This is a genomic window from Gardnerella sp. DNF00550 (assembly GCF_049262685.1).
Classification (GTDB): domain Bacteria; phylum Actinomycetota; class Actinomycetes; order Actinomycetales; family Bifidobacteriaceae; genus Bifidobacterium; species Bifidobacterium leopoldii.
In genome coordinates, this window is record NZ_CP058397.1 from 1,294,627 (window position 1) to 1,307,000 (window position 12,374).

Here is a 12,374-nt window from a genome sequence, read left to right on the forward strand (position 1 = left end):
AATTTTTTACACAAATAGGATTTTTTTATTACATTTTTAGCAGTAGGATTTAGTTATGTTAGAGATACAAAATATATCTAAGTACTATAAAAAACAGCAAGTACTAAATAATATTTCTTTTGTAGCAGAAGATGGTAAAGTTACAGGTTTTGTTGGACCTAACGGTTCCGGAAAATCAACTGCACTATATTGCGCATTGGGACTCATAAAAGCCAATGGAGGTGAAGCATTATTCGACGGCGTCCCATACAAAAAACTTAATTCCCCAATAGAAACAGTCGGCACAGTATTAGATTTAAAAGCTAATTATAGAAATACTAGTGCTATAAAAAAGCTCACATTCGTCGCGAAGTATTGCAAAATTCCAAAAACGCGCGTATCAGAGATTATGGATATTGCCGGAATCAACTCTATACAAAATATGAAAATTAAAGAAATGTCAACCGGCATGCGCAAACGACTTGAGATTGCTGCAGCACTTCTCACAGATCCTCATAATCTTATTCTCGATAATCCATTCTATGGCTTAGACGTTGAAGGAGTTAGATGGATGCGCGATATCTGCAAATACTATGCAGAACGCGGTGGTGCGGTACTTATCAGCACTAATAACATTAGTGAGCTTTCTCTTATTGCAGACGATCTTGTTATTATTGCACATGGTAAAATTCTACAAAAAACAAGCGTGACAGATTTGCTTACTGCATATTCTCAGAACACTGTACGAGTTGTTACTCCTGAACCAGAAAAGCTATTTGACATTATGCAATCGCAGCATAGTGAATGCTCTATTATGCAAGTTGAGCACAAAAACGAAGACGTACAGGAAGGCGCAGCTTTCGTTATAAATAATGCAAATATTGCAGATTTGGCGCAATTCTTTAACGATAAACAATTACTTACATATCAGTTGAGTAAAGAATGTGTTTCACTCGAAGATGCGTATATGGCGGCAATAGGAGACAACGCAGCATATGTGTCCAAACCTCCATATGTTTATAACAATGTACAAAAATACCAAAATTCTACAGAAGCATATGCTCAGGAACACATCCCTAATAATGTCAACAATGAAACGACTCAGCTAAATTCAATACAACAATTAACGCAAGATGCGGCAGTAGATACTCAATTGTTAAATGAGCCTGAGCCACAATTGACTCCTGAACCTCAACTAACAACAGAGAATACAACTGTGGAGGCAGAAGTAGAGACAGCAGTAAAGGCAGAAGTAGAGACAGCAGTAAAGGAAGAAGTAAAGCCTCAGCTGGCGGAAGAACCTCAAGCAGTTGCAGAACCTAAGGCAGTTGAACCTCAGGCAACAATTGCGGTTGAAACGCATGTGACTACTGAGCCTGAAGCACAGGTATTTCCTGAGCTTGATACGCAGCAAATGACAGAGCATGAAACAAAGGTAGCGCCTGAGACTGCTGTGCAAGTAACACCTGAGCCACAACCCGAGCCACAACCTGAACCTGAACCTGAACCACAAGCCAAGCCTGAGCCTCAAGCCAAGCCTGAGACTGAACCACAACCTGCACCTGTGCTACACGCCAACGTAATAGAGGAAGCCTCTCAAACTGACTTGCCAGCTCAAAAGGCACAACCTATTCAACCGCAGCAGGAGACTCCACAATACTTACAAAATCAGTATGCTCAGCAGCCGTACGCACAGCAACCGTATGCTCAACAGCAATATGAGCAACAACCGTACGCTCAACAGCCACAACAAATACAATACGATCAGCAGTACGCTCAACAACCGTACGCTCAACAACCGTACGCACAGCAGCCGTACGCACAACAATCATACGCGCAACAAAATCAGTATGCACAACAACAATATGAGCAACCGCAACAAATCCAATACGGTCAGCCGTATGCACAACAGCCGTACGGACAACAGCCGTACGCGCAGCCACAATATTACAATCCGCAATACAGTCAGCAACCATACTATGAGCAGCAGTATGCGCAACAAGATCAGTATCCTGAACCACAGCATTGTGAACAGCAGTATGCGCAACCTCAGTATGCTAAGCCTACTACCGAGCTACCATTGCCTGATACTTCATATATTGGGCCAGAGTATGCTCATCCTCAATTTGCTAAAAAGAAACAAAACGATCAGGATTCTCAAGAAAATGCACAATGAGCTTAGTGCCAGAATTAGTGCCATCTATTATTGCTATGGTTGCTCGGGGCGTTATGCTATTTGCAGTGGGCGCTTTACTTCTAGCAAAAAGAATTAAAACTAGTATCGGCAAAAGTTGCAATAAATAAACCCCGCTCGTTTGCTCAGTAATGATTGCAATCGAACGGGGCTTATTTTTTATTTATACTTACTATGTTTAAATATCGCGATGCTTTTCAATAACGTAGCCAATTGCGTACATGACTACAGCCCAAGCGAGAACCACTAAACCGGACTGCCACCATTCGAAAGCAGTTGCGTCTGGCGGAAGTTGTTCGCCCGTTCCTAAGAATCGGCTCACAGCCTTGGCTGGCAAAAGCTGCATAAGTATTGAAGTCCACTTCGCGAAATTGCTCGTAATCATAATAATGCTAACAAAAGTAGGCAAAATCATCACGGCTCCAATAACGCACATAATTCCGCCAGCAGTTGACTTGCAAATCATGCCGAAACCGTACGCCATTGCTGCCACAACAACCATAATTACAGGTGAGCCAAGGAACAGAGTAAGAGGTAATTGCCATGTTCTACTTCCAGACAAGCCTGAGATATTCTCACCCATAAATGCTAATTCTGCAGCAACTAACGAAACTGCCATTGCAATAAGTTGCACAACAAAAACGTAGATTGTGATTGCAACAAACTTAGCAGTAAAGAACATACCCCTGCGTGGTACAGACGTAAGCGAAGCTTGAATTGAAGTTGTGGAATGCTCAGCTGTTATAGCAAGCACTGCAAAAATCGCAATAATAATCAAAGATATAGAGGCAAAACTAATAACTAAGTTGAAAATACCTTCTTGAGAAGAAATGAGGCTGCTTTTATCGCTCGGCCCCATGGTGACTACACCGCTTGATTTGCCAGCAGACGCACCATGTTTAGTAAAGTCAACTTTAGATATTGTTTTTTGCACAATCGCGATAATAAAGCTGAAAATTACAGGCAAAACAATGGCCAATGCCATACACCACCAGGTTGATGCAAGTCCACGCAACTTAACCATCTCAGATTTAAGCGAGTGCATAAATGTAAGACGTAGATGCTGAGCGTTCATGCTTCTGCCGGTTTTGTAAGAGTTGCTTGTTTCTTGATTAACAGATTGATCAACAGATTGATTAATTTGCTCACTCATTTTGCATTTCCTCCATCCGCATATTGCGTTCCAGTCGCAGCAGTAGCATTTGGCAATGCTTTTGTTACGTACTGCTCTTGGCCGTGCGTAAGAGCCAAATATGCTTCCTCAAGCGATGCATGCTCTTGATTTAGCTGGTAAACCATAATTTGATTATCTGCAATTTCGCGAGCAAGTTGATTAAGCTCACAACCTGTTACCTTAAAAAGTTCGCCCTCTTGAACATCTTGAGGTGTGCGATTATCAGACAAAATCTTACATTCCGGATGATTCTGAGTGAGCACAGACTTTAGTTTTTCGCCTTCAGGTGTCACTAAACGTATAGCATGCTGAGAATGTGCATTAACAAAATCTTGTACTGTTGTGCGCGCCAAAATTTCTCCGTGCGCAATAATCACAAGATTATCTGCAGTAAGCGCGACTTCGCTCATTAAGTGAGAACTAAGTAGTATTGCACGACCTTGGCTTGCATAATACTTGCATAATTCGCGAACCCACTTAACACCTTCCGGATCCAAACCATTAACCGGTTCGTCAAGTATGAGATTATGTGGATCTGCTAAAAGAGCCGCAGCAATGGAAAGACGCTGACCCATGCCAAGCGAGAATGAACCTGCCTTGCGATTTTTTACGCTAGTTAAACCAGTAATATCAATGACTTCATCGACACGTTTCTTTGATATTCCGTGAGTTAAAGCCAATGAATACAGGTGATTGTAAGCCGTTCGACCTCTGTGAGCAGACTTTGCATCAAGAACTGCGCCAACTTCCGTCATTGGGGATGCAATTTTTGCGTAAGGTTTGCCGTCAATAAGAGAAGTGCCACTATTTGCATGAATAAGATTTAACGCGCAACGCATGGTTGTAGATTTACCAGCGCCATTAGGTCCTAAAAAGCCCGTGACTTTACCGTCTTCGGCGACGAAAGAAACATCGTTAAGCGCTGTCTTTGCACCAAAACGCTTTGTAATATGTTGAAATTCTAACATAAATTAACAATATCACAAATAAAAAAAATAAACATCAAATGTAAGCGTTTATGAGTACAAGCTACTGCGTTTTAACTAATATTGCTGATGAGATTCTGCTGACAAAATTCTGCTACCGAAATTCTAATTAATATTTTATTAAGATTCAGCAATTTGGTGCTGCATGTTGCGCAATCCATGCGTGCATGGAAACAGCCGCAGCTGCTCCTGCGTTTAGCGAGCGAACAGAGCCAAATTGCGAAATATAAACAACGTCATCCGCCATTTCTAACGCTTTTTTAGAAAGACCCGGACCTTCTGCACCAAAAAGCATAAGGCAACGTTTAGGAAACTTGTAGTTTTCCATAGCAACAGCACCTGGAATAATATCGAGCGCTATAACGCGCGCGTTTTTAGCGTCGTGTTCCTTTATATTTGCGATTTTTTCAGCTTCTTTGTTGCCTTCTGCTTGTGCTTTAAGCAAAAGTTGATGCGCTTCTTCTGCTTCTCGTACTATATTTTCGCGCCAATTAGTTACTAGAGTTTCAATAGTTGGGCAGCACTCAACGTATTGGTAAAGCTCAGTCATTAACGAGCCTTTACGATTCCATTTATGAGGCCCTACAATATACACTTTTTTCGCTGTAAACGCATTTGCAGTGCGAACCATAGAGCCTATGTTGAAATCGTGAGTCCAATTTTCTACAGCTACTTCAAACTCGTGGCGTCCTTTAGAATCGAGATCCGCTTTTATAGCTTCTACTTTCCAGTATCGGTAGCGGTCTAGGACGTTGCGCTGGTCACCTTCGTCTAGTAATTCAGCGCTAAACCGCGCATCGTAATTTGGCGATTCTGGATTATCTGGACGAGGCTCACCTGGATGCTCTTCTTCCCACGGGCCAACTCCTATAGGTCGAAATTCTGGTTCATCGGAAGCTTTTGCAGCCAAAGTAATTGGATTCGGTTCGTGCATGTGTGAGTTTTGCTCCGTTTAATACTTTTGCTTAGTATTGGCAGCTAGTAATTACAACTAGTCTTGGCAGCCGTCAGTTGCGCAATCGCCTGTGCAACCTGACTTGCAATGACCGCCACAGCAATCGTCTTCGCAGCAAGGCTCAGTGCAACCGTCATGAGCGCAATCTCCCGTGCACTCTACTTTGCAATGGCCACCGCAGCAGTTATCTTCACAGCAAGGCTCAGTGCAACCGTCATGAGCGCAATCTCCCGTGCACTCTACTTTGCAATGGCCACCGCAGCAGTTATCTTCGCAGCAAGGCTCAGTGCAACCATCGTTAGCACAATCTCCCGTGCATTTAACCTCACAATGGCCGCCACAGCAATTGTCGTTGCAGCAATCTTCGTGATCTGCATCTGCACGTAATTCTTCTTCACCGAAAGCTTGAACAAATGCCATTTTAGTACTCTCCTCACTTATTGGATTTACTAATTGAAGATGCCTCATGCCTTGTTCGTCGGCGTCAACACCACCAATTAATGCAACTATAGCAAGAATTTGCGCGCCTTGCTGATGAACAATGCCAAAATCAAGACTTAATTCATTGCCGTGTCGTAAAGTAACAAGCGAAGAAGTTTGAACATACGATTTTTCAGAAAGCCAAGAGTCAAGTAACAATACTCGCTTGCCTTTAACTGACGGACCTTTTGTTGCAGGAAAAACAAAATCCATAACAAAGCCGTCGAGTGCAATTCCTTTACGTTCTGCAGCATGAATAAGCGCAAAAACCATCGGCACTGCAGCAGCAGTTAACGCACCAATAGCGTCAACATCGCGTTCTAACGAATACCCAGCTTTCTCAATTGCATCAAAAAGAACATCTCCAACCAGCTTAGAGCCGCGCTGAGCAAATGTAACAGAAAACAGTTCGCTAAATGGTTTCGCACTCATATCCGCACAAAGCATGCGCTTAAGTTCCGCGCGTTCCTCTTGTAATTCTGCCATTTTTGCACTCCTTAGCATTTAGAGCTGTCCAATTTTTGACGCTTTGATGTTTTTATGCTTAACGATCTTCTACTGATACTTCTGGAGCGCTCAGCTCTTTAACATCAGCTTTATCGGAATCTATAAGATCTATTGAAGCAATAACCTTACTTTGATCTAACTTCTGAAGTTTACGCGCTGTTACCAACACTCTAGACTCAAGTGAGGAAGCAAACTTATTGTAAGCTGCAACTGTTCTTGCCAAAGATACGCCAAGTTTTGAAGCATTTTCTCCAAGAACCGCAAAGCGATCGTACAATTCTCTAGATAAATCGAAAAGTTCTTTTGCATCATCTGTAAGACTTTGCTGCTGCCATGCGTACGCAACAGACTTAAGCACAGCCCACAAAGTAACTGGTGAAGTGAGTGCTACTTTTTGTGCAAAAGCATCATCCATAAGCGTTGGATCCGCTTCAAGAGCCGCCTGAAGCAATGCTTCGTTTGGAATAAATGCAACTACAAAGTCTGGTGCTGTTTCAAAAGCCTGCCAATACGCTTTAGCTCCTAATACTCTAACATGCTCTCGCAGAGCCTTAGCGTGCGCTTTTAGAAGCTCGCTCCTTCTAGCTAATTCTTCGTCACTTGCGTTATCTGGGATTTCACAAGCACGCTGATAATCCGCATACGGAACTTTTGCATCAACTGGAATTGTTTTGCCTCCTGGCAGATGCACAACCATATCTGGCCTCTGCTGTTCGCCATTTACTCCAGTTACAACAACCTGCGTATCAAAATCAACATGCTCAAGCAAGCCCGCAGATTCAACAATATTCTTTAGTTGAGCCTCGCCCCAAGCTCCGCGAACCTTATTATTTCGCAATGCTGCAGAAAGCGAACTTGTTTCGCGGTCAAGCCTTGTTTGCTGCTCACTTAAGCCTTTAAGCTGAGTGCTCAGCACACCCATTTCTTGTTTACGCCCTTCTTCAATCTGCGAAACTTTATTCTTCAATGCTTCGAGATTGTCTTTTACTGGAGCAAGCGCTTCCAAAACTTTACCTTGTTCTTTCAAAGTTTTTTCACGATTTAACCGTTCGCGTTCTTCTCGCTCTGCGCGCAATTGTTCTTCGCGATTCACTCGCAATTGCTCTGCTTGCTGCGCTTTAGCAAGTTCTGCTTCAACAAACTTTAATCGCTCAGCAAGCTGCTCTGCTTGCGTGCGATACCGTATAGCCTGATTACCATTTTCTTGAGCTTGAGCGCGCGCTTGTTCATACTGCGAGCGCAATTCGTTAAATTCGCGTTGGTTTACGCCATTAGCGCCTTGCGTTCCAGAGTTGTGCTTAACAATAGCCAGCACAACAATGGCGGTTATTACAACAGCAACCACCATCAAAACAAACATCACAATATTATCGAACATACGTTCTATTAAACACTATTGAGTTGACTTTTGAAACATAATTAAACACGTGCATTACCTAATACAAAATAGCGTGCTGTCTACTGGAAAATAATCCAATAAACAGCACGCTTTTTTATTTGACTACATTGAAGAATGCAGGAACTACGCAATCTTTAGGGTCACATGGTCGCTAGTATTCTCACAATCCGCAACTACGCGAGCGCCATCATGCACATCGCCAGAAAGCAGCAATCGAGCAAGCTGATCGCCAATTTCCGTTTGAACCAATCTACGCAACGGACGAGCACCATAAACTGGATCATAGCCATGCTCCGCAAGCCAAGCGCGAGCAGAACCGCTCACATCCAAGCTAATGCGGCGGTCGCTCAAGCGTGCAGCCACTTGACGAACTTGAATATCCACAATTCCACCAAGCTCTTCGCGGCTCAACGGATGGAACATAACAAGCTCATCCAAACGGTTGATGAACTCTGGCTTAAACTCAGCGTGAACAGCGTTCATAACAGCCTTACGTTTAGCAGCATCGTCCAAGCCCTCTTGCACAAGGAATTGCGAACCCAAGTTTGATGTCATAATCAAAATCGTATTCGTAAAATCAACCGTTCTACCCTGACCGTCAGTCAAACGACCATCGTCCAAAACCTGCAACAAAACGTCGAATACTTCTGGATGCGCCTTCTCAACTTCGTCAAAAAGCACTACAGAATACGGACGTCTACGCACAGCTTCAGTAAGCTGGCCGCCTTCCTCATAGCCAATGTAACCAGGAGCAGCACCGATTAGACGCGAAACGGAAGCCTTTTCCATGTACTCGCTCATATCAATGCGAACCATTGCACGCTCGTCGTCAAACAAAAAGTCGGCAAGAGCCTTAGCAAGCTCCGTCTTACCAACGCCAGTAGGACCCAAGAACAAGAAGGAACCAGTTGGGCGATTAGGGTCTGCAATTCCAGCACGACTTCTGCGCACAGCATCCGCTATAGCCTGGATTGCTTCGCTTTGGCCAACAACGCGCTTAGAAAGCTCCTTTTCCATGTTGAGCAGCTTCTCATTTTCGCCTTGCATCAAGCGACCAACAGGAATGCCCGTCCATTCGCTAACAACTCCTGCAATAGAATCAGCATCAACCTGGTCTGGAACCATTGGCTCTTTCGCTTCACTCTTAGCGTTAGAGGCCTCAGACTCCGCTTCTTCCAAAGCTTTTTGAATGCTTGGAATTTCGCCATACAAAATACGGCTTGCTTGTTCCAAGTTGCCTTCACGCGTGAATTTGTCGGCTTCTACGCGCTTAGCGTCGAGTTGCGCTCGCAAATCACCAACCTTGTTATGGCCAGCCTTTTCCGCATCCCAACGCGCTTTCAATCCAGTAAGCTTTTCGCGCGAGTTAGCTAATTCTTCCTGCAACTTTTCTAAGCGTTCGCGCGCAGCAGCATCTTCCGCTTTCTTTAATTGCATTTCTTCCATTTCAAGACGCGTAACTTTGCGCTGCAATTCGTCGATTTCTTCTGGCTGTGAATCAAGCTCCATGCGCAAGTGAGCTGCCGCTTCATCCACCAAATCAATCGCCTTATCTGGAAGTTGTCTGCCAGTAATATAGCGGTTTGAAAGCGTTGCTGCGGCTACGATTGCATCGTCACTAATCGTCACCTTGTGGTGTGCTTCGTAACGTTGCTTAAGTCCGCGCAAAATCGTCACCGTGTCTTCAACAGAAGGCTCGCCAACAAACACTTGCTGGAATCTGCGTTCAAGCGCCGAATCCTTTTCAATATGCTCGCGATACTCGTTAAGCGTAGTTGCACCAACCAAGCGCAGCTCACCGCGCGCAAGCATTGGTTTAAGCATATTGCCAGCATCCATTGAACCTTCTGCAGATCCTGCGCCAACAACAGTGTGAATTTCGTCAATAAACGTAATAATTTGACCGTCCGATTGCTGAATTTCCTTCAACACTGCCTTTAAGCGTTCCTCAAACTCGCCGCGATACTTCGAACCTGCAACCATCGAAGCCAAATCGAGGCTTATAAGACGCTTGTTTTGCAAAGTCGTAGGCACATCTCCTGCCACAATTCGCTGAGCCAATCCTTCTACAACTGCCGTTTTTCCAACGCCCGGCTCGCCAATTAGCACAGGATTGTTCTTCGTGCGGCGAGAAAGAATCTGAATCACGCGACGAATTTCCTGATCGCGCCCAATTACTGGGTCGAGCTTTCCTTCGCGAGCGCGCGCAGTCATATCAACAGAATACTTTTCGAGCGCTTTGTAGTTGCCTTCAGCATCCGGACTTGTCACTTTTGCGCCACCGCGCACAGTTGGCACAGCCTTACGCAACACGTCTGCGGAAACGTTGTGCTTTTTGAAAATATCCGCAACAGCGTTTGGTTCGCTAGCAACCATGCCAATAAGCATGTGTTCCGTAGAAACGTATTCGTCTCCCATTGCGCGCATTTCTTTTTCTGCCTGGCTTAAGGCAGCCAAAAGCTGACGACTTGCATCTGGCTTAGTTGTAGTTGAACCAGTAGATGAAGGCAATGCCACTAATGCATTACGAATTTCAGCACCGATTTGTTGCGCGTCCGCCCCCGCCTGAGCAATAAGCGCGCGAACGACGCCCTGCTCTTGGCGAAGTAAAGCATCCGCCAAATGCAGAGTGTCAACTTGCGCATTGCCAGCAGCCGCTGCACTTTGCACAGCGTCGCTTAATGCGTCTTGCGCTAAGGTTGTAAACTTTTGTTCCATATCTACCTCATTTCCACGAAAGCTCTAAAACACATTTCAGTTAAGTCAAATCGCTGCAACTTTTATTGCAATTTCAAGCTTTTTGACGATACTTTTGAGTTCTAACGAGCTTTCACTTTCATGTATCTGATACGTATAACAGATTTTCCTATAACTTTATTCCTAAAACTTGAGTGTACTAGACTCAAGTTTTGTTTTCAAGAACTTTCAATCGCAAATAATTTACACAAATAATTTAATTAAGTAGTAAGCAAAGTTTAGTTAAGTATCGAGCAATGCTTAATTAAGTAGCAAATATGTCGTAATCTTAAAAACATGATAATTGCACGTTTTTCGTATAATGAAGTTCCGCAATACGCTTTCGTCCAAAAAGACGAAACCGACGGTAAAGATTATTTAGTAGCCCTTGAAGGACATCCTTTAAGTCCGCAAGGAGTTAAGCCAACTGGTAAACGTTACGCGTTGGATGCGGATGGCGTGCGCTTGCTTGTGCCTGTAATTCCTTCAAAAGTTTACGGATTGGCAAAAAATTACGATACGCGTTCTGATGACGAGCGCGCTGCTTCTCCTGCATCCGAATCGCATACCGCCGCAGATATGGTGATTTTTACAAAGCCGAGCACTTCTGTAATTGGTCCGGACGATCCGATTGTGATTCCTGCTTGCTCAAACGACATGAATTTTGAACCAGAAGTGGCAGTTGTTATGGGCAAAATCGCCAAAAATGTGACTGCAGATACCGCAATGAATTACGTTTTTGGCTTTACTTGCGTAAATGACGTAACTTTGCGAGATTGCGCAGGTAGCGACCCAATGTGGACGCGCGCAAAGGGCTTCGACACTTCCTGCCCACTTGGACCTTGGATTGCAACCGAGCTAAATTGGCGCGATGCACATATTTCATTTACGCTTAATGGTGAAAATGTGCCAGAAGCCGACGGCACTACAGCTCGACTTATTCACAGTATTCCTGAGCAAATTGCTGCGATCTCAAGCTTCTCAACGCTTCTTCCAGGAGACGTGATTTTGACAGGAACTCCATACCCAGCTGGAACTTTACGCGCTGGTGACGAAGCTATCGTGCACGTAGATGGCATTGGTTCGCTGCGCAATGTGATTGTGCATGCGTAACTAAAATCATCAATTTGACTTAAAACTTTGACTTAAAACTACACGAATGCGCGTGGGCCAAAGATTGCCGAACCGATTCGAACCATTGTTGAACCTTCGGCAATCGCCCACGCAAAATCACCAGACATTCCCATCGAAAGCTCTAGTTTTGCAGAGTTTCCATCATAATCTTTCGCAAGTTGTTCACTCACACAATCTCTAATTCCTCGCAATTTTGCGAAACCGCTTCTCACTATTTTTTCATCATCCACGCGCGCTCCGAGCGTCATAAATCCGCGCAAATTAAGCGCAGGCAAGCTAGATACAGCGAGAGCTTCGTCAATCGCGCGTTCTGGCGCACACCCCGATTTTGTAGCTTCTCCCGAAACGTTCACTTCCAACATAACGTCTGTGCAAAGTCCCAAATTTTGCGTGCGTGTAGATATTTTTTGCGCAAGTTCAATGCCGTCAACCGACTGAATACCATTTGCAAGTGGTAAAACTTTATTTATTTTATTACTTTGCAGCTGACCGATTAAGTAGAGTGGAATTTCACCGTTTACACCAACGCTTAAACCTTCTCTAGCAGCTTCCGCGCGTAAAATTTCGGCTTTTGCAACGATTTCTTGTGGGCGATTTTCCCCAATTACTCGCACTCCTGCTCTGAGCGCTGCCATGATTTCGCCAACATCTCGCGTTTTAGTTGCGGCAAGTAGTGTAACCGACTCAGCTTTGCGACCATAATGCGATTCGGCTTGAGCAATGGCGTCTTGCACGCTGTGCACGCCGTCGGCAATTTGACGCGCACGAACACAATCAACCTCAGTATTCGCTAAATCTTTTTGCGTCATATATGCCATTTATGCCCCAAT

The 12,374-nt window shown here is 44.3% G+C and carries 9 protein-coding genes; 2 read left to right on the forward strand and 7 right to left on the reverse strand.

All coding sequences use genetic code 11. The annotated features are described in order from the left end of the window. Positions 1–55 precede the first annotated feature (55 nt). Positions 56–2,155 (forward strand): ATP-binding cassette domain-containing protein, encoded by a 2,100-nt coding sequence (locus HXT29_RS05235; RefSeq protein WP_422118326.1) that lies wholly within the window; start codon positions 56–58, stop codon positions 2,153–2,155. 196 nt (positions 2,156–2,351) lie between these two features. Here HXT29_RS05235 and HXT29_RS05240 read toward each other — a convergent pair whose 3' ends face one another. From HXT29_RS05240 to clpB, 6 genes are all read right to left on the reverse strand, one after another. After that, a complete protein-coding gene (locus HXT29_RS05240; RefSeq protein ID WP_004574206.1) occupies positions 2,352–3,326 on the reverse strand; it encodes an ABC transporter permease subunit in 975 nt (324 codons plus the stop codon). Continuing rightward, positions 3,323–4,315, reverse strand: coding sequence for an ABC transporter ATP-binding protein (locus tag HXT29_RS05245; protein ID WP_004105867.1), 993 nt, complete (start codon positions 4,313–4,315; stop codon positions 3,323–3,325). The genes HXT29_RS05240 and HXT29_RS05245 overlap by 4 nt, the downstream gene beginning before the upstream one ends. Positions 4,316–4,460: 145 nt before the next feature. Continuing rightward, positions 4,461–5,267, reverse strand: coding sequence for a TrmH family RNA methyltransferase (locus HXT29_RS05250; RefSeq protein ID WP_116971232.1), 807 nt, complete (start codon positions 5,265–5,267; stop codon positions 4,461–4,463). A gap of 57 nt (positions 5,268–5,324) precedes the next feature. Continuing rightward, a complete protein-coding gene (locus tag HXT29_RS05255; RefSeq protein ID WP_174164305.1) occupies positions 5,325–6,254 on the reverse strand; it encodes a hypothetical protein in 930 nt (309 codons plus the stop codon). Positions 6,255–6,312: 58 nt separating this feature from the next. After that, on the reverse strand, positions 6,313–7,653 hold the full coding sequence (gene rmuC / locus HXT29_RS05260) for a DNA recombination protein RmuC (protein WP_004105862.1): 1,341 nt from the start codon (positions 7,651–7,653) through the stop codon (positions 6,313–6,315). 144 nt (positions 7,654–7,797) lie between these two features. Further along, positions 7,798–10,392 (reverse strand): ATP-dependent chaperone ClpB, encoded by a 2,595-nt coding sequence (gene clpB / locus HXT29_RS05265; RefSeq protein WP_410295710.1) that lies wholly within the window; start codon positions 10,390–10,392, stop codon positions 7,798–7,800. 315 nt (positions 10,393–10,707) lie between these two features. Between clpB and HXT29_RS05270 the strand changes: the two genes are divergently transcribed. Further along, complete coding sequence (locus HXT29_RS05270; RefSeq protein ID WP_422118327.1) at positions 10,708–11,523, forward strand: fumarylacetoacetate hydrolase family protein; 816 nt, start codon at positions 10,708–10,710, stop codon at positions 11,521–11,523. A 38-nt stretch (positions 11,524–11,561) separates the two neighbouring features. Here the strand turns inward: HXT29_RS05270 and HXT29_RS05275 are convergent, their stop codons facing one another. Further along, positions 11,562–12,362 carry a YggS family pyridoxal phosphate-dependent enzyme gene (locus HXT29_RS05275; RefSeq protein WP_422118328.1) on the reverse strand — a complete coding sequence of 267 codons (801 nt, stop codon included), beginning with the start codon at positions 12,360–12,362 and terminating at the stop codon, positions 11,562–11,564. Positions 12,363–12,374 lie beyond the last annotated feature (12 nt).

Bases quoted from the DNA above. Each gene is read 5' to 3' on its own strand.
- HXT29_RS05275 (WP_422118328.1), bottom strand. From the start codon at position 12,362: ATGGCATATATGACGCAAAAAGATTTAGCGAATACTGAGGTTGATTGT.
- HXT29_RS05250 (WP_116971232.1), bottom strand. From the start codon at position 5,267: ATGCACGAACCGAATCCAATTACTTTGGCTGCAAAAGCTTCCGATGAA.
- HXT29_RS05270 (WP_422118327.1), top strand. From the start codon at position 10,708: ATGATAATTGCACGTTTTTCGTATAATGAAGTTCCGCAATACGCTTTC.
- HXT29_RS05240 (WP_004574206.1), bottom strand. From the start codon at position 3,326: ATGAGTGAGCAAATTAATCAATCTGTTGATCAATCTGTTAATCAAGAA.
- HXT29_RS05255 (WP_174164305.1), bottom strand. From the start codon at position 6,254: ATGGCAGAATTACAAGAGGAACGCGCGGAACTTAAGCGCATGCTTTGT.
- HXT29_RS05245 (WP_004105867.1), bottom strand. From the start codon at position 4,315: ATGTTAGAATTTCAACATATTACAAAGCGTTTTGGTGCAAAGACAGCG.
- rmuC (WP_004105862.1), bottom strand. From the start codon at position 7,653: ATGTTCGATAATATTGTGATGTTTGTTTTGATGGTGGTTGCTGTTGTA.
- HXT29_RS05235 (WP_422118326.1), top strand. From the start codon at position 56: ATGTTAGAGATACAAAATATATCTAAGTACTATAAAAAACAGCAAGTA.
- clpB (WP_410295710.1), bottom strand. From the start codon at position 10,392: ATGGAACAAAAGTTTACAACCTTAGCGCAAGACGCATTAAGCGACGCT.